Origin of the sequence: Hafnia psychrotolerans (assembly GCF_014639435.1) — a bacterium.
GTDB lineage: Bacteria > Pseudomonadota > Gammaproteobacteria > Enterobacterales > Enterobacteriaceae > Ewingella > Ewingella psychrotolerans.
This window is the reverse complement of record NZ_BMFZ01000004.1, coordinates 237502-254231: the sequence shown is the minus strand read 5'-3', so window position 1 is coordinate 254231 and position 16730 is coordinate 237502. Positions and strand designations below refer to the sequence as shown.

Genomic DNA, 16730 nt, shown 5'->3' with positions numbered 1-16730 from the left:
ACGGAGACAGTACAAATGAAGTTTGTAGATGAAGCCACCATATTGATCGTGGCAGGTGACGGCGGTAACGGTTGTGTCAGCTTCCGTCGTGAAAAGTATATTCCACGCGGTGGCCCTGACGGCGGCGACGGCGGCGACGGCGGCGATGTTTATCTTATCGGTGACGAAAACCTCAACACGTTGATCGATTTCCGTTTTGTGAAATCTTATCGTGCGGAACGTGGCACCAATGGTCAAAGCAGCGACTGTACTGGTAAGCGTGGCAAAGATATCACGATCAAAGTTCCGGTCGGTACCCGTGTAATAGACCAGGCTACTGGCGAAGTCCTGGGTGATATGACCCGCCATGGCCAGGTTCAGATGGTTGCTAAAGGCGGTTTTCACGGTCTGGGTAATACCCGGTTTAAATCCTCAATTAACCGCTCGCCACGTCAGAAAACGATGGGCACCAAAGGTGAAGAACGCGATATCGCGCTTGAACTGATGTTGCTTGCTGACGTGGGCATGTTGGGGCTACCAAACGCGGGTAAATCAACGTTCATCCGCGCTGTTTCCGCAGCGAAACCAAAAGTGGCGGACTATCCGTTTACCACTCTGGTCCCAAGTCTCGGCGTGGTCCGTATGGACAGCGAACAAAGCTTTGTGGTTGCCGACATCCCAGGGCTGATTGAGGGCGCTTCTGAAGGCGCCGGTTTAGGGATCCGTTTCCTCAAGCATCTTGAGCGTTGCCGCGTGCTTTTACATCTCATCGATATCGCGCCAATTGATGAATCAGACCCGATTGAAAATGCCAAAATCATTATCAATGAGTTGCAGCAATACAATGCCAAACTGGCCGAAAAGCCGCGTTGGTTGGTCTTCAATAAACTTGATTTGATCGACAAAGAAGAAGCTGAGACTCGGGCTAAAGCTATTGCTGAAGCATTGGGCTGGGAAGGCAATTATTACCTGATTTCAGCGGCCAATCGTGAAGGTGTGAATGCACTTTGCTGGGATGTGATGAAATTCATCAACGAAAATCCTAAACATATGGCTGTCGAGGCCGCTGTGCCTGAGAAAGTTGAGTTCATGTGGGACGATTACCATCGTGATCAACTGGCTGAAGCTGAAATCGAAGTAGAAGAAGATGATGACGATTGGGATGATTGGGATGATGAAGACGACGAAGGTGTCGAAATCATTTACGAACGGTAATCTCTGTTCGGACAGCATCTTAAGTGTAAAAGGTCGCCTTATGCGGCCTTTTTTAATGACTTTTTTAGCGGCCTATGACAATAACAGGTTCATAACCTGCTGAGGGCCGTTATGGGTAATCGGCACTGCGCAGAGAGGCCAGTGGTTTCCTTGCGGTTGCATAATGACAGATGACCTCCATGCAGCGTAGCGATACGAACAATAATATTCAGCCCTAGGCCGCTGCCGCCGTAACGCTGATCCATACGTTTGAAAGCTTGTGTGAGTTCGCTGGCCTGATGCTCATCAATACCCGGTCCCTGATCTTCTACCTGTATCAGCACCGTTTCGACTTCATGCGATAAAGACACAATTATTTCACTCATTTCAGGGCTGTAACGGTAGGCATTCTCGACCAAATTCCGCACCATCAGTCTAAGCAAAATGGCATCTCCTTGAATAATCAATTGTTCAGGCATATCAAACAATAACTGTTGATGTCGCTGAGCAACCATTTCCTGCAGCTCTTCCTGTAGTGGGGAGATAACATGCTCGACTAAATCGACCTGATCATAGTGACCATTTGCGAAATTCTGCCCGGCACGCGAGAGCATCAATAGCTGTTCTATAGTATGCATCAGCTGATCTATGCGGGTGATCAGTATTCGACAGCCCTCTACGCCGTTCTGCTCCATTAATTCCAGGTGTAAACGCACGCCAGCCAGAGGTGTGCGCAGTTCATGCGCGGCATCGGCCGTGAACAAACGCTCTTGCTGGATAGTATTAGAAAGCCGTGAGAAAAGCTGATTCAGCGCGTTGGTGACTGAAACGACTTCACTAATTTCGCTATTAAGAGGAAGAGGCGAGAGGTTGTCTGCAGAACGTGTTTCCAACCGTTTTTGTAACTGATTTAAAGGACGGATGATCCAACTGATTGCCCAGAAAGAGAGTAATAGTGTCACAGCCATCATCAGCAATGAAGGCGCAATCAACGATGCGATAGCCTCGGTGATCTCCTTCTCAACGTGGCTATTGCGGACTTGGGCGGAGAGTGTGTCGTTGACCAGTAGATTAATCTGTTCCTGACTCTCGCGCCAAAGCCAGAAAACACTGGTGAGTTGAGTCACGAAGAGAATCAAGGCTAGCATAACCAGCAGGCGACGACGCATGCCGATCATGGTGTGGTTTCCAGACGATAGCCATTGCCACGCACGGTGTGTATTAGCTGTTTACCCAGCTTTCGGCGCAAATTGTGGATGTGGACTTCCAACGTATTAGACCCCATGTCGTCATTCCATGTGTAAAGGTCTTGCTGAAGTAATTCACGATTCACCGTCTGGCCTGCTCGCATCATCAGGCGGGATAAAATGGCGAATTCTTTCGGGGTGATCTCCACCGGAGTTTCATTCTGGTAAACCTGTTGTGTCGACAGGTTTATTTTGAGGTCACCTACGTTTATTTGATTATCACTCTGTCCCTGATATCGGCGTATCAGCGCGCGAACCCTGGCCAGCAACTCAACCAGTGCGAACGGTTTTACCAGATAATCATCGGCACCTGCGTCCAGCCCATCGACGCGGTCTTCGAGTGCGTCGCGTGCCGTGAGAATGAGCACCGGTAGTGAAATATTCTCACGCCGCCACTGACGCAGCAACGAAACGCCGTCTCTGTCCGGTAGCCCGAGGTCAAGGACCACTAAGCTATACTGGCTCGTTTTAATCAGGCTATGAGCTTGTGCTGCCGTTGATGCGCAGTCACAGGCATAATTCTCACCTGTCAGGGCCAGAGAAAGGCCCTGTCGCAAAAGCTCGTCATCTTCGACAATCAGTAATTTCATCGGGGAACTCAGTTATTTTGATACACATCCCGGTACAGGCGACTCTCAAAACGAACCAGTGGTGCACGGCGTGTACGCTGATCTTCCGGGGGAACAGCGTAGCCCGATAAGAACTGCACAAAGGCCATACGCTGACCACTTGCTGTGGTGATAAATCCAGCCAGGTTATAAACCCCCGCCAGCGAACCGGTTTTAGCTGAGACTTTGCCGTCTACACCGGCTTCATGTAGGCCACCGCGATACTGCAATGTTCCATCATGCCCGGCCAGTGGAAGCATTGAGATAAAATCCAGCTCCTGATCATGCTGAGCGATATATTGCAGAACCTGCATCATGGTGGCAGGAGATAACAAGTCGTGACGAGAGAGGCCCGAACCATCGACCTGGATCGAATTATTCAAATCAATGCCAGCCTTCTGCCGCAATATCTGACGTACCGCATCAGAACCCGCCCGCCATGTGCCCGGTACACCGAACCGCTGGTGTCCAATGGTTCGGAACACAGTATCAGCGATCATGTTGTCGGATTTCTTCAACATCTGGCGTAGCAAATCATGCAGCGGTGCCGACTGGGTTTGTGCTAAAACAGTGCCTGCTGGCGTCGGCTGAGTCCGGCGCTTTAATGTGCCGTCAATCTGAATCTCAGCCTGCTGCAATTCATCTTTTAATATCGCACCAGCGTAGCTTGCGCCATCCTGAATGGCGAAAGCCAGAGGCAGGGGTTCGCTACGCTGAGTTAGACAACCCGTTAGTGTGTAGCGGTTTAGCTCGCCTGGGACCACATCGAGTTCACAATACTGTGCATCCGGAGAGCCTTTTGCCAATGTTCGTACTTCACTAAACATATGAACAGGGTAATAGGACGCCACTCGAATAAATGCATTATCGTTTGGTTTTGGTGCACTGTAGAGTGAAACAGAGAAGCAGTTGCGATCGACAATCGCTGCTGCAGGAGGTGCGCTAAAGCATTGTGTAATATCGTTCCAGGGCCAACCAGGTGCTTTGTCATGGCTGGCGAACACGGAACTGTCTATTACAACATCGCCGCTTATTTCCTTAATTCCCTGCTTACGTAACGCAGCCACCATATTGCGGATGTTTTGCCTTTTAAAGGTAGGATCGCCGGCGAAACGGGCGACAAGATCCCCTTTTAGTACGCCATCGGAGATCGCCCCATTCGTTTCAAAGGTAGTGGTAAAGCGAAAGTCTGGACCCAACTGCAGCAACGCCGCCAGTGCGGTCAGGATTTTCATCGTACTGGCGGGCAGTGCCATTTGCTGCCCGTTGTAGTCGATTGCAGGAGTCGTGGCTCCAATTTTTTGCACCAATAACGCCAGGTTCGTGCCATCGGGCAGATACTCGGTGTAATTTTCTACCTGGGCTGCGTTAGCGTTCAGAGCTAGCGCGCAAGCTAATCCACTGACAATTCGTAAAAAATGCATTATTTTGAGTAAGGGCCTTGGTAACAGCAGAAGAACATGTTGCCATACTACGATGCTACGAACGAGGGCGCAACGAGGGCGAAAGTAAACGATGACCCTCAATGAACTCTACGTTAAAATAGCTAGCATAATGCAAAACCAATCCTTGCCAAGGTCATGGACTTTTGGTCGGGTTTTTTTGTTTTTACCAAGAGAGAGTCAGTCAAGAGAACTGACTTATTTCTACCTGAGTTAATCAGGATGGTGTTTGCCGAAAGGACATAGTTAGAGGTAGTGAATATATGAAACCGATTCCGATGACATTGCGTGGCGCTGAAAGGTTGCGTGAAGAACTCGACCATCTTAAGAGCGTCCGTCGCCCTAGGATCATTGCTGATATAGCCACAGCGCGTGAGCATGGCGATTTGAAAGAAAATGCAGAATACCACGCAGCTCGAGAGCAGCAGGGTTTTTGCGAAGGCCGTATTCAGGAGATTGAAGCTAAACTCTCGAATGCTCAGGTTATTGATGTCACCAAAATGCCTTTAACCGGTCGTGTTATTTTTGGTTCAACCGTTTCTTTGATGAATCTCGATACTGAAGAAGAGCAAAAATATCGTATCGTTGGCGATGACGAAGCCGATTTTAAGCAAAATCTGATTTCTGTAAACTCTCCGATTGCACGTGGTTTAATCGGCAAAGAACAGGATGATATCGTGGTTATCCGTACACCGGGCGGCGACGTTGAATATGAAGTGTTGAAGGTTGAATACCTTTAATTTGTCAGGTAATGCTGAGTAAATAGCACTGTTCGCAGGTGTAAGTCGATTTTAAAACTTTTACCTCTCTCGTGAAATGCTTCACAGGGAAGTGAAAACTAACGTAAAAAGGCCGCGAGCGGCCTTTTATTAAAACTGATTACATGTCACCGTTCTATGCATCTACAGCGTTTTTCGTTAAACCTAAAAGAATTAACGCGGTAAGATAATTTTGCGGTCATCAGTAGAAGGGCGATAAAGTACTAGCATATTGCCGATGACTTGCACACTGCTTGCCTTGGTTTCACGCACAATAGCGTCAACAATCAAGGTCTTCGTTTCACGCTCTTCAGCTGCTACTTTCACCTTGATGAGCTCATGGTGTTTCAGAGCCTGTTCGATTTCGGCAAGTACACCTTCGGTAAGGCCGTTATTACCCAGCATGACAACCGGTTTTAGTGGATGTGCCAGACCTTTCAGGTACTGTTTTTGCTTATTGTTAAGATTCATCGTCTTTTTTACTTAAGTTGGGATTGAAAACGGGTCATTCTACCGCCATGTCATGGTTATCACCAAATCGGACTGCTCCGGCAGCGTGACATGCTTGGCTTAGCCATAGAGATAATGATGCTAAGAGCTTGTTCCAAAAGCTCTATTTTAGAGTTAATGGAAAATTATATGGTTAATAAATAATGTCTAATAAAAAGCGTTCTGCAAGTTCCACACGCTGGTTGCAGGAACACTTTAGCGATAAATATGTGATTCAGGCACAGAAAAAAGGCCTGCGTTCCCGTGCCTGGTTTAAACTGGATGAGATACAGCAAGGTGATAAACTGTTCAAACCCGGAATGACCGTGGTGGATTTAGGCGCGGCGCCTGGTGGTTGGTCACAGTTTGTGGCAACTCAAATTGGTAACAAAGGCCGCATTATCGCGTGCGATCTTTTACCTATGGACCCTATCGTTGGAGTCGATTTTCTTCAAGGCGACTTTCGTGATGAATTAGTTCTCAAAGCTCTTTTGGAGAGAGTAGGAGACAACAAAGTTCAGGTGGTCATGTCCGATATGGCCCCGAATATGAGCGGTACTCCGGCAGTCGATATTCCAAAGTCGATGTATCTGGTTGAGTTAGCGCTGGATATGTGTCGTGATGTATTGGCACCAGGCGGAACATTCCTGGTGAAGGTGTTCCAGGGAGATGGCTTTGATGAATACCTACGGGAAATTCGCTCCCTTTTTACGAAGGTGAAGGTTCGTAAGCCAGATGCTTCCCGCGCACGTTCGCGAGAAGTGTACATCGTAGCGACAGGGCTGAAACTTTTAGTACCCTAACGCTGTTTGTTAACACAGTTGTAATATGAGGTTAATCCCTTGAGTGACATGGCGAAGAACCTGATTCTCTGGTTAGTCATCGCGGTTGTATTGATGTCTGTATTTCAGAGCTTTGGGCCCAGCGAGTCTAATGGCCGTAGGGTAGATTATTCTACCTTCATGTCCGAATTGACCCAAGACCAGATTCGTGAAGCACGTATCAATGGACGTGAGATTGACGTTGTTAAAAAAGATAGCAACAAATACACGACCTACATACCAGTTGATGATCCTAAATTGCTGGATACATTGCTGAGCAAAAATGTGAAAGTTGTTGGCGAACCGCCAGAGCAACCTAGCTTGCTGGCCTCGATATTTATTTCATGGTTCCCGATGCTGTTGTTAATTGGCGTCTGGATATTCTTTATGCGACAGATGCAAGGTGGCGGTGGCAAAGGGGCAATGTCCTTTGGTAAAAGCAAAGCCCGCATGCTGACTGAAGACCAAATTAAAACGACTTTTGCTGACGTTGCCGGGTGCGATGAAGCCAAGGAAGAGGTTAGCGAACTGGTAGATTACCTGCGCGAACCGAGCCGTTTCCAAAAACTCGGCGGTAAAATTCCTAAAGGTGTTTTAATGGTAGGGCCTCCGGGTACGGGGAAAACCTTGCTAGCGAAAGCTATCGCGGGTGAAGCTAAGGTTCCGTTCTTTACCATTTCCGGTTCTGACTTCGTTGAGATGTTTGTGGGTGTGGGCGCATCACGTGTGCGTGACATGTTTGAACAAGCGAAAAAAGCTGCACCATGTATCATTTTTATCGATGAGATTGATGCGGTCGGCCGTCAACGTGGTGCGGGTTTAGGTGGTGGTCACGATGAACGTGAACAGACTCTTAACCAGATGCTGGTTGAAATGGATGGTTTCGAAGGTAATGAAGGCATCATCGTGATTGCCGCGACGAACCGTCCTGACGTACTTGACCCAGCATTGCTGCGTCCAGGCCGTTTCGACCGTCAGGTTGTTGTTGGCTTGCCGGACGTTCGTGGGCGTGAGCAGATACTTAAAGTTCACTCTCGTCGTGTTCCGCTTGCTCCGGATGTGGATGCCTCTGTCATTGCGCGTGGTACCCCTGGTTTCTCTGGTGCTGATTTAGCGAACTTAGTCAACGAAGCTGCATTGTTCTCCGCCCGCGGTAACAAACGCGTTGTTTCAATGGCTGAGTTCGAAAAAGCGAAAGACAAAATCATGATGGGTGCAGAACGACGCTCTATGGTGATGACGGAAGCGCAAAAAGAGTCAACGGCATATCATGAAGCAGGCCATGCCATCATTGGTCGTCTGGTTCCTGAGCATGATCCCGTGCATAAAGTGACGATCATTCCTCGTGGCCGTGCGTTAGGTGTCACCTTTTTCTTACCTGTCGGTGATGCTATCAGCGCCAGCCGTCAGAAATTGGAAAGCCAGATCTCGACACTTTACGGTGGTCGTTTGGCAGAAGAGATCATCTACGGTGTGGAGAAAGTCTCTACCGGTGCGTCGAATGATATCAAAGTGGCTACGTCAATTGCCCGTAACATGGTTACTCAGTGGGGTTTCTCAGAGAAGTTAGGTCCGTTACTTTACGCGGAGGAAGAAGGTGAAGTCTTCCTGGGTCGTTCTGTCGCGAAAGCCAAACATATGTCTGATGAAACTGCGCGCATCATTGATCAGGAGGTGAAATCCCTGGTTGAACATAACTATGAACGTGCACGTACATTGTTAATGGAAAATATGGACATCCTGCATACGATGAAAGATGCGCTGATGAAATATGAAACCATTGACGCACCACAAATTGATGACCTGATGAACCGTAAAGATGTCCGTCCGCCAGCGGGTTGGGATGATGTGAGCGGTAAAAGTGGCGGTGATAATTCAAACGACGGCGGTACACCTACTGCACCAACGCCGGTTGATGAGCCTCGTACACCTAATCCAGGCAATACAATGTGCGAACAATTTAGCGGCAAGTAAAGTGGTTGCTTAGAATTGATGTTGCTAAAACAAAACCCCGGCCTCGCCCGGGGTTTTTTTATACATATTGATGAAACAATACAAAATATATCTTAGATCCGATAGACAGGAATCCCGCATGCAGCTTACTTCCAGGGGCGTTTCACTCGACCTCACTTTCCCGCAGGTTATGGGGATCCTCAATGTGACTCCGGACTCATTTTCCGACGGTGGACGTCATAATCGTCTCGATCTTGCATTAAAACATGCGCAGACGATGGTCGACGCTGGGGCCACTATTTTGGATATTGGTGGTGAATCAACTCGTCCGGGAGCCGCTGAAGTCAGTGAAGATGAGGAGATTGAAAGAGTCGTTCCTGTTGTTGAAGCGATCAGCCGTCGAATGGATGTATGGATCTCGGTGGATACCTCGAAAGCTGCAGTGATCCTGGAAACCGCCAACGCTGGGGCTCATTTGATCAATGATATCCGCTCATTACAAGAGCCTGGTGCGCTGGCTGCAGCGGCCTCAACGGGTTTACCTGTATGTTTGATGCACATGCAGGGGCAGCCGAAAAATATGCAACATGCTCCGCATTATGAGAACCTGATTCACGAGGTGAATACCTACTTTAGTGAGCAAATTTCACGCTGTATGGGTGCCGGGATTCCTAAAAATAAATTGTTGCTCGACCCGGGCTTCGGTTTCGGTAAAAATTTGACCCATAATTATCAGCTTCTTGCCCGACTGGCAGAATTCCACCATTTTGGCCTGCCATTACTGGCGGGGATGTCGAGAAAGTCTATGATAGGACAGCTATTAAGCGTTCCGCCTGAACAGCGGATTACGGGCAGCATAGCTTGCGCGGTCATTGCTGCGATGCAGGGCGTGCAGATAATCAGAGTGCATGATGTAAAAGAAACCGTCGAGGCGATGCGCATTGTCGAGGCAACACTTTCAGCAAGGGATGAAGATAAATTATGAGCAACCGTAAATATTTTGGTACAGATGGCATTCGCGGCAAAGTAGGTGATAGCCCGATCACGCCAGATTTTGTATTAAAACTCGGTTGGGCGGCGGGCAAGGTACTGGCGCGCCACGGTTCCCGCAAAGTGATCATCGGCAAAGACACACGTATTTCAGGCTATATGCTGGAATCGGCATTGGAGGCCGGCCTGGCTGCTGCGGGGCTTTCAGCTTCTTTCACGGGTCCGATGCCAACGCCTGCGGTGGCATATCTGACACGTACTTTCCGTGCAGAGGCCGGCATTGTTATCTCTGCATCACACAACCCTTATTACGACAACGGCATCAAATTCTTCACTATTGATGGCACTAAATTGCCCGATAATGTCGAAGAGGCGATTGAAGCTGAAATGGAGAAACCGCTGACCTGCGTGGAGTCTGCGGAATTAGGAAAAGCCAGTCGTATCGTCGATGCAGCAGGGCGCTATATCGAATTTTGTAAAGGTTCTTTCCCAAGTGAACTGAATCTTAATAGTCTGAAAATTGTGGTTGATTGCGCCAACGGCGCCACCTACCACATAGCGCCAAGCGTGCTACGAGAACTGGGTGCCCAAGTGATTGCGATTGGCTGTGAGCCAGACGGTATGAACATCAATGAAGAGTGTGGTGCTACTGATGTTCGTCAGTTGCAACAACGCGTGTTGGCTGAAAAAGCGCATGTGGGCCTTGCATTTGATGGTGATGGCGACCGTTTGATCATGGTTGACCATGAGGGTAACAAAGTCGATGGGGATCAAATTCTCTATATTATTGCCCGTGAGGGGCTGCGTCAGGGACAGCTCAAGGGTGGAGCTGTCGGTACGCTAATGAGTAATATGGGTCTGGAACTTGCGCTGAAACAGCTGGGTATTCCATTTGTCCGTGCTAAGGTCGGTGACCGTTATGTGCTTGAAAAAATGCAGGAGAAGGGCTGGCGCATTGGGGCCGAGAACTCTGGTCACGTGATCCTGTTGGACAAAACGACGACCGGGGACGGTATTGTCGCAGGTTTACAAGTTCTGACCGCGATGGTGCGCAATCACATGAGCCTGCAGGATCTGTGCAGTGGCATGAAATTGCTGCCGCAAATTCTGGTAAACGTACATTTTAGTGGCGATCACGATCCGCTCGAAACCGAAGCGGTAAAACAGGTCACCGCAGAGGTCGAGAAACAACTGGCCGGACGCGGTAGGGTACTGTTGCGTAAATCAGGCACTGAGCCACTCATTAGAGTCATGGTGGAAGGCGAAGATGGCGCACTCGTCGAGATGCTCGCTAACCGCATCGCTGATGCTGTCAAAACGTCAAAGATATAGTCGGTTATAAAATCGGCGGTTAATTTGTGTGGGCCTTTTCAGCGCCAAAAAGGCCCCAGAATTGATCCTGACACGGCAGTTACAGTGCTTTTGGCGTTTTTTTCCGCAAACAAACAATCCTCTTCAAATTGCTCTTGCGTCACCATACGGCTTTGGTTAGTATTCACACCCGCTTCAGTGGGTCGTTGAAAAACCACTAAATTGGTGAGAAGCAATTGTTACGCGGTGAACCCGCAAGGATACAGGTACTCCTATGTACGAAGCTCTTCTGGTGATTTTCCTTATCGTGGCTATCGGGCTTGTCGCTCTGGTTATGCTGCAACAAGGTAAAGGTGCTGATATGGGAGCCTCTTTCGGAGCAGGTGCTTCTGGCACAGTGTTCGGTTCGAGTGGTTCCAGTAACTTCATGACCCGTACGACAGCTGTTTTAGCGGCGCTTTTCTTTGTGATCAGTTTGGTCCTTGGAAATATGAGTACACATAAGGGCCAACAAGGTAGTGAGTGGGAAAATTTAGGTCAGCCAGCGAAAACTAGGCAGACGACTACAGCACCAGTAGCGCCTCCAGCGCCAAACAGTGATGTTCCTCACTAATCTGTAGCTTTATAATATGTGACTGTTCTCGCTAAGAAGTGGAAGTAAGCTTTTCAATCAATTGCTTATACTTGGACAGTAAAAGCGATTGTGAAAAAAAAAGTGCCGAGGTGGTGGAATTGGTAGACACGCTACCTTGAGGTGGTAGTGCCCGAATGGGCTTACGGGTTCAAGTCCCGTCCTCGGTACCAATCTTTGTGATAACTTGCTTTCGAGCAATTATCGGCGTAGTATTTGCCACGTTTTCGGACGCGGGGTGGAGCAGCCTGGTAGCTCGTCGGGCTCATAACCCGAAGGTCGTCGGTTCAAATCCGGCCCCCGCAACCACTTTCCCTAAGTGTTTATTTCAAATAGACTTTCAGTATCTTCCTATGATGTTCTGTAGCTTCCGTTTGAAAGCTTCAATTTGAAAATAACACTTTCGAAAGTTGAACCGAAGCCGCTATGCGGCAAACAGGGTCCAGTTTCATAAAGCCCCGATTTATCGGGGTTTTTTATTGTTTTACAATAAGAACTGGCAACAAAATCATTGGGCTATTAGGCCCTTTTTTTATGTCTTGGGGGTGGGCTTGTCCACATTAGAACAAAAATTAACAGAGATGATTTCAGCACCGGTTGAAGCCTTGGGCTTTGAGCTGGTAGGTATCGAGTTCGTGAGAGCTCGCCAATCGACGCTACGCATCTATATTGATAGTGACGACGGAATCACAGTTGATAATTGTGCTGATGTCAGCCACCAGGTTAGTGCGGTACTGGATGTCGAAGACCCGGTGACCGTGGCATACAACCTGGAAGTTTCATCTCCTGGGCTCGACCGTCCGATGTTTACCGCTGAACATTACCAACGTTTTCTCGGTGAAGAGGTGAGCGTAGTATTGCGAATGGCGATGCAGAACCGTCGTAAATGGCAGGGAATAATCAAAGCTGTCGAAGGCGAAATGATCACGGTTACTGTGGAAGGCAAAGATGAAGTGTTCGCGCTGAGCAACATCCAGAAAGCGAATCTGGTACCCCACTTTTAAAGTTTGGATGAGGCAACTAGGATGAACAAAGAGATTCTGGCTGTTGTAGAAGCGGTTTCTAATGAAAAATCCCTCCCGCGCGAGAAGATTTTTGAGGCGCTGGAAACTGCGTTATCAACAGCGACTAAGAAAAAGTACGAACAGGAAATTGAAGTCCGGGTCACAATCGATCGTAAAACCGGTGACTTTGACACCTTCCGCCGTTGGGTTGCTGTAAGCGAAGTCACGCAACCGACCCGTGAAATCACCATCGAAGCTGCTCAATACGAAGATCCGTCTATCGAATTGGGTGATTACATCGAAGATCAGATTGAATCTGTGACTTTCGACCGTATCACGACTCAAACCGCTAAGCAGGTTATCGTACAGAAAGTACGTGAAGCCGAACGCGCAATGGTTGTTGAGCAGTTCCGCGAACAGCAAGGTGAGATCGTTACTGGTATCGTTAAGAAAGTTAACCGTGACAGTATCGCTCTCGACTTAGGCAGCAATGCTGAAGCTGTTATCCTGCGCGAAGATATGCTCCCACGTGAGAATTTCCGTTCTGGTGACCGTATTCGCGGTGTGCTTTATGATGTGCGCCCGGAAGCTCGCGGTGCTCAGCTTTTCGTCAGCCGTTCACGTAATGAGATGCTGATCGAGCTGTTCCGCATTGAAGTACCGGAAATTGGTGAAGAGTTGATTGAAATTAAAGCCGCTGCCCGCGATCCGGGTTCACGTGCTAAAATTGCTGTCAAAACCAACGACAAACGTATCGACCCAGTCGGTGCTTGTGTCGGTATGCGTGGTGCCCGAGTTCAGGCTGTTTCCAGCGAATTAGGTGGCGAGCGCATTGATATCGTATTATGGGACGATAATCCTGCACAGTTTGTCATCAACGCCATGGCACCTGCCGATGTGGCATCTATCGTCGTTGATGAAGACAAGCACACAATGGATGTCGCCGTTGAAGCCAGCAACCTGGCACAGGCGATTGGCCGTAATGGTCAGAACGTACGTTTAGCCTCTCAGTTAAGCGGCTGGGAATTAAACGTTATGACTGCGGATGACCTGCAGGCCAAACATCAGGCCGAGGCACATGCCGCTATCGCAACTTTCACCAAGTATCTGGCTATCGATGAAGATTTCGCCACCGTCTTGGTAGAGGAAGGTTTCTCAACGCTTGAAGAATTGGCTTACGTGCCAATGAAAGAATTGCTCGAAATCGATGGTCTGGACGAAGACACGGTAGATGCGCTGCGCGAACGTGCGAAAGAAGCATTGACTACCCTGGCTTTGGCTCAGGAAGAAAGTCTCGGCGACAGTAAGCCTGCTGATGATTTGCTTAACCTGGCGGGTCTGGAACGTAGTATGGCATTTAAACTGGCTGCACAAGGGGTTTGTACGCTGGAAGATCTTGCCGAGCAAGGTGTTGACGATCTGGCAGATATTGAAGGTCTTAGCGACGAACAGGCTGGCGAACTTATCATGGCCGCACGCAATATCTGCTGGTTTGGCGACAATGCGTAATAAACTGTAGCAGGAAGGAACAGCATGACAGATGTAACCGTAAAATCGCTGGCAGCAGAGATTCAAACTCCGGTTGATCGCCTGGTACAGCAATTTGCTGATGCAGGGATCGACAAGTCGGAAGCTGACTCTGTCACCCAGCAAGAAAAAGAGACATTGCTGGCACACTTGAACCGTGGAAACGGAAGTGTACCAAACAAGCTGACGTTACAACGCAAAACGCGTAGTACACTGAACATTCCGAGCACCGGCGGGAAGAGTAAATCGGTGCAAATCGAAGTCCGCAAGAAACGCACTTATGTTAAACGTGATATGACCGAAGCAGAAGTTGCTCAGGCCGAAGCGGAAGAGCAGGCGAAGCGTGAAGCGGAAGAACAGGCACAGCGTGCAATAGCAGCGGAGCAAGCCCAGCGCGAAGCTCAGGAAAAAGCGAAGCGCGCCGCCGAAGAGCAAGCCAAACGTGAGGCCGCTGAAAAAGCTAAGCGCGAACAAGCGGAAAAAGACAAAGTGACAAATCAACATACAGATGAAGCAATCAAACCAGCTCAGGCAGATAAAGCACGCCGTGAAGCTGAAGCCGCAGAGCTGAAACGCAAAACGGAAGAAGAAGCCCAACGCAAACTGGAAGAAAATGCTAAACGCATTGCAGAAGAGGCCCGTAAAATGGCTGACTCTGGCGTTTGGACTGAAGTTGTTGCGCCAAGTGAATCCGAATCTGCTGACTATCATGTCACCACTTCTACACATGCCCGTGCTGCTGAAGACGAAAATGACGCCAAAGTTGAAGGCGAACGTCGCAGCCGTACCCGCGGTGGCAAAGCGACCAAGCAGAAGAAAGGCAATAAACTGTCTGAATCTAAAGCAGATCGCGAAGAAGCGCGTGCAGTTGGTCGTAAAGGCAAACGTAAGCCAAGCACGTTGCAACAGAGCTTCAACAAGCCAGTTGCAGCAGTGAATCGCGACGTCGTAGTGGGTGAAACCATTACCGTGGCTGAACTTGCTAACAAAATGGCCGTTAAAGGCTCTCAGGTCATCAAAACCATGATGAAACTGGGTGCGATGGCCACCATCAACCAGGTTATTGATCAAGAAACCGCTCAGCTGGTTGCTGAAGAGATGGGTCATAAAGTCATCCTGCGCCGTGAAAACGAACTGGAAGAAGCGCTGATGAGTGACCGTGACACGGGTGCGTCAACCGCCGCTGAGTCTCGTGCTCCGGTAGTGACCATCATGGGCCACGTTGACCATGGTAAAACTTCTCTGCTCGACTACATTCGTTCAACGAAAGTGGCAGCGGGCGAAGCCGGTGGTATTACACAGCACATTGGTGCTTATCACGTTGAAACTGAAAACGGCATGATCACCTTCCTGGATACACCGGGACACGCCGCATTTACTTCAATGCGTGCTCGTGGTGCCAAGGCGACAGACATCGTAGTTCTGGTTGTTTCAGCCGATGATGGCGTGATGCCACAAACCATCGAAGCCGTACAGCATGCGAAAGCTGCTGGTGTGCCAATCGTGGTTGCCGTTAACAAAATTGATAAGCCTGACGCTGATCCAGATCGCGTTCGTACCGAACTCTCTCAGTACGGTGTTATGCCGGAAGAGTGGGGCGGCGAGTCTCAGTTCATCCATGTATCTGCGAAAGCGGGCACGGGTATTGATGAACTGTTGAACGCAATCCTGCTGCAAGCTGAAGTTCTGGAACTGAAAGCGGTTCGCAGCGGTATGGCAAACGGCGTAGTGATTGAATCCTTCCTTGATAAAGGTCGTGGTCCGGTTGCTACCGTGTTGGTTCAGGAAGGGACTCTGAACAAAGGCGATATCATTCTTTGTGGCTTCGAATACGGCCGCGTTCGTGCAATGCGTGATGAAATGGGCCGTGACATTATGTCTGCAGGTCCTTCTATCCCGGTGGAAGTGTTGGGTCTTTCCAGCGTTCCTGCTGCGGGTGATGAAGTTACCGTTGTACGTGATGAGAAAAAAGCGCGCGAAGTTGCGCTTTACCGTCAGGGTAAATTCCGCGAAGTGAAACTGGCTCGCCAGCAGAAATCTAAACTGGAAAACATGTTTGCTAACATGACCGAAGGTGAAGTTTCTGAACTTAACATCGTGCTGAAATCTGACGTGCAGGGTTCTTGCGAAGCGATTTCTGACGCATTGCAGGCTCTGTCAACTGACGAAGTTAAAGTCAAGATTGTTGGCATGGGCGTAGGTGGTATCACCGAAACCGACGCAACTCTGGCAGCGGCTTCACGTGCTATTATCCTCGGCTTCAACGTTCGTGCTGATGCGTCAGCACGTCGTGTTGTCGAGAATGAGAGCCTGGATCTGCGTTACTATTCCGTTATCTATAACCTGATTGACGAAGTTAAACAGGCAATGAGCGGTATGTTAGCGCCAGAATACAAACAGCAAATCATCGGTCTGGCTGAAGTTCGTGATGTGTTCAAGTCACCGAAATTCGGCGCAATTGCCGGCTGTATGGTTACTGAAGGTATGATTAAGCGTAACAATCCAATCCGTGTACTGCGTGACAACGTGGTGATCTACGAAGGCGAGCTGGAATCCCTGCGCCGCTTCAAAGATGACGTTGCTGAAGTTCGTAACGGCATGGAATGTGGTATCGGCGTGAAGAACTATAACGATGTGCGTGCTGGCGATGTGATCGAAGTCTTCGAAATCATCGAGATCAAACGCACCATCGCATAATCTCAGCGACGTCGCTTATATCCAGTTGGGGGGCCTTGAGCCCCCCTCTTTGTCTGGAAATTGTCTGAAGGAGTTCTAT

Annotated in this window: 14 protein-coding genes and 2 tRNA genes; 12 read left to right on the top strand and 4 right to left on the bottom strand. The window is 49.0% G+C overall.

Going from position 1 to position 16730, the window contains the following annotated elements; genetic code table 11:
- Nucleotides 1–15 precede the first annotated feature (15 nt).
- Nucleotides 16–1194: an Obg family GTPase CgtA gene (cgtA, locus tag IEV89_RS09490; RefSeq protein ID WP_188472865.1), complete on the top strand. Its 1179-nt coding sequence runs from the start codon at nucleotides 16–18 to the stop codon at nucleotides 1192–1194.
- Nucleotides 1195–1283: 89 nt separating this feature from the next.
- Here the strand turns inward: cgtA and pmrB are convergent, their stop codons facing one another.
- From pmrB to dacB, 3 genes are read right to left on the bottom strand one after another with little or no spacing between them, the layout of a single operon-like run.
- Complete coding sequence (pmrB, locus tag IEV89_RS09485; protein ID WP_188472858.1) at nucleotides 1284–2351, bottom strand: two-component system sensor histidine kinase PmrB; 1068 nt, start codon at nucleotides 2349–2351, stop codon at nucleotides 1284–1286.
- Nucleotides 2348–3010, bottom strand: coding sequence for a two-component system response regulator PmrA (pmrA, locus tag IEV89_RS09480; RefSeq protein WP_188472856.1), 663 nt, complete (start codon nucleotides 3008–3010; stop codon nucleotides 2348–2350). Before pmrA ends, pmrB begins: the two co-directional genes overlap by 4 nt.
- An 8-nt stretch (nucleotides 3011–3018) precedes the next feature.
- Nucleotides 3019–4452 (bottom strand): serine-type D-Ala-D-Ala carboxypeptidase, encoded by a 1434-nt coding sequence (gene dacB / locus IEV89_RS09475; protein WP_188472854.1) that lies wholly within the window; start codon nucleotides 4450–4452, stop codon nucleotides 3019–3021.
- A gap of 281 nt (nucleotides 4453–4733) precedes the next feature.
- On the opposite strand from dacB, the gene greA reads away from it, so the two are divergent.
- Nucleotides 4734–5210: a transcription elongation factor GreA gene (gene greA, locus IEV89_RS09470; protein ID WP_188472851.1), complete on the top strand. Its 477-nt coding sequence runs from the start codon at nucleotides 4734–4736 to the stop codon at nucleotides 5208–5210.
- Nucleotides 5211–5402: 192 nt separating this feature from the next.
- Here the strand turns inward: greA and yhbY are convergent, their stop codons facing one another.
- Nucleotides 5403–5699: a ribosome assembly RNA-binding protein YhbY gene (gene yhbY / locus IEV89_RS09465; protein ID WP_188472849.1), complete on the bottom strand. Its 297-nt coding sequence runs from the start codon at nucleotides 5697–5699 to the stop codon at nucleotides 5403–5405.
- A gap of 182 nt (nucleotides 5700–5881) precedes the next feature.
- On the opposite strand from yhbY, the gene rlmE reads away from it, so the two are divergent.
- The 10 genes from rlmE (at nucleotide 5882) to infB (ending at nucleotide 16651) form a co-directional block, all read left to right on the top strand.
- Entirely contained in the window at nucleotides 5882–6520 is a 639-nt protein-coding gene (gene rlmE, locus IEV89_RS09460; protein WP_188472846.1) for a 23S rRNA (uridine(2552)-2'-O)-methyltransferase RlmE, read from the top strand.
- 48 nt (nucleotides 6521–6568) lie between these two features.
- Nucleotides 6569–8512: an ATP-dependent zinc metalloprotease FtsH gene (ftsH, locus tag IEV89_RS09455; RefSeq protein ID WP_229746431.1), complete on the top strand. Its 1944-nt coding sequence runs from the start codon at nucleotides 6569–6571 to the stop codon at nucleotides 8510–8512.
- 118 nt (nucleotides 8513–8630) lie between these two features.
- The gene (gene folP, locus IEV89_RS09450) at nucleotides 8631–9476 is read left to right on the top strand and encodes a dihydropteroate synthase (protein WP_188472842.1); all 846 of its coding nucleotides are present in this window, start codon (nucleotides 8631–8633) and stop codon (nucleotides 9474–9476) included.
- On the top strand, nucleotides 9473–10813 hold the full coding sequence (gene glmM / locus IEV89_RS09445) for a phosphoglucosamine mutase (RefSeq protein WP_188472841.1): 1341 nt from the start codon (nucleotides 9473–9475) through the stop codon (nucleotides 10811–10813). Before folP ends, glmM begins: the two co-directional genes overlap by 4 nt.
- A 253-nt stretch (nucleotides 10814–11066) precedes the next feature.
- Nucleotides 11067–11405 (top strand): preprotein translocase subunit SecG, encoded by a 339-nt coding sequence (secG, locus tag IEV89_RS09440; RefSeq protein ID WP_188472838.1) that lies wholly within the window; start codon nucleotides 11067–11069, stop codon nucleotides 11403–11405.
- 104 nt (nucleotides 11406–11509) lie between these two features.
- Nucleotides 11510–11596: transfer RNA gene (locus tag IEV89_RS09435), tRNA-Leu, on the top strand.
- Nucleotides 11597–11655: 59 nt separating this feature from the next.
- Nucleotides 11656–11732: transfer RNA gene (locus tag IEV89_RS09430), tRNA-Met, on the top strand.
- Nucleotides 11733–11974: 242 nt separating this feature from the next.
- Nucleotides 11975–12427, top strand: coding sequence for a ribosome maturation factor RimP (gene rimP / locus IEV89_RS09425; RefSeq protein WP_140473274.1), 453 nt, complete (start codon nucleotides 11975–11977; stop codon nucleotides 12425–12427).
- Nucleotides 12428–12448: 21 nt separating this feature from the next.
- The gene (nusA, locus tag IEV89_RS09420) at nucleotides 12449–13936 is read left to right on the top strand and encodes a transcription termination factor NusA (RefSeq protein WP_188472837.1); all 1488 of its coding nucleotides are present in this window, start codon (nucleotides 12449–12451) and stop codon (nucleotides 13934–13936) included.
- Between the two features lie 24 nt (nucleotides 13937–13960).
- Nucleotides 13961–16651, top strand: a complete 2691-nt coding sequence (gene infB / locus IEV89_RS09415) for a translation initiation factor IF-2 (RefSeq protein ID WP_188472834.1) — start codon at nucleotides 13961–13963, stop codon at nucleotides 16649–16651.
- Nucleotides 16652–16730: the final 79 nt, after the last annotated feature.

Excerpts from the sequence above, each read along its gene's own strand:
- cgtA (WP_188472865.1), top strand. The coding sequence starts at position 16 with ATGAAGTTTGTAGATGAAGCCACCATATTGATCGTGGCAGGTGACGGC.
- pmrB (WP_188472858.1), bottom strand. The coding sequence starts at position 2,351 with ATGATCGGCATGCGTCGTCGCCTGCTGGTTATGCTAGCCTTGATTCTC.
- pmrA (WP_188472856.1), bottom strand. The coding sequence starts at position 3,010 with ATGAAATTACTGATTGTCGAAGATGACGAGCTTTTGCGACAGGGCCTT.
- dacB (WP_188472854.1), bottom strand. The coding sequence starts at position 4,452 with ATGCATTTTTTACGAATTGTCAGTGGATTAGCTTGCGCGCTAGCTCTG.
- greA (WP_188472851.1), top strand. The coding sequence starts at position 4,734 with ATGAAACCGATTCCGATGACATTGCGTGGCGCTGAAAGGTTGCGTGAA.
- yhbY (WP_188472849.1), bottom strand. The coding sequence starts at position 5,699 with ATGAATCTTAACAATAAGCAAAAACAGTACCTGAAAGGTCTGGCACAT.
- rlmE (WP_188472846.1), top strand. The coding sequence starts at position 5,882 with ATGTCTAATAAAAAGCGTTCTGCAAGTTCCACACGCTGGTTGCAGGAA.
- ftsH (WP_229746431.1), top strand. The coding sequence starts at position 6,569 with ATGGCGAAGAACCTGATTCTCTGGTTAGTCATCGCGGTTGTATTGATG.
- folP (WP_188472842.1), top strand. The coding sequence starts at position 8,631 with ATGCAGCTTACTTCCAGGGGCGTTTCACTCGACCTCACTTTCCCGCAG.
- glmM (WP_188472841.1), top strand. The coding sequence starts at position 9,473 with ATGAGCAACCGTAAATATTTTGGTACAGATGGCATTCGCGGCAAAGTA.
- secG (WP_188472838.1), top strand. The coding sequence starts at position 11,067 with ATGTACGAAGCTCTTCTGGTGATTTTCCTTATCGTGGCTATCGGGCTT.
- nusA (WP_188472837.1), top strand. The coding sequence starts at position 12,449 with ATGAACAAAGAGATTCTGGCTGTTGTAGAAGCGGTTTCTAATGAAAAA.
- infB (WP_188472834.1), top strand. The coding sequence starts at position 13,961 with ATGACAGATGTAACCGTAAAATCGCTGGCAGCAGAGATTCAAACTCCG.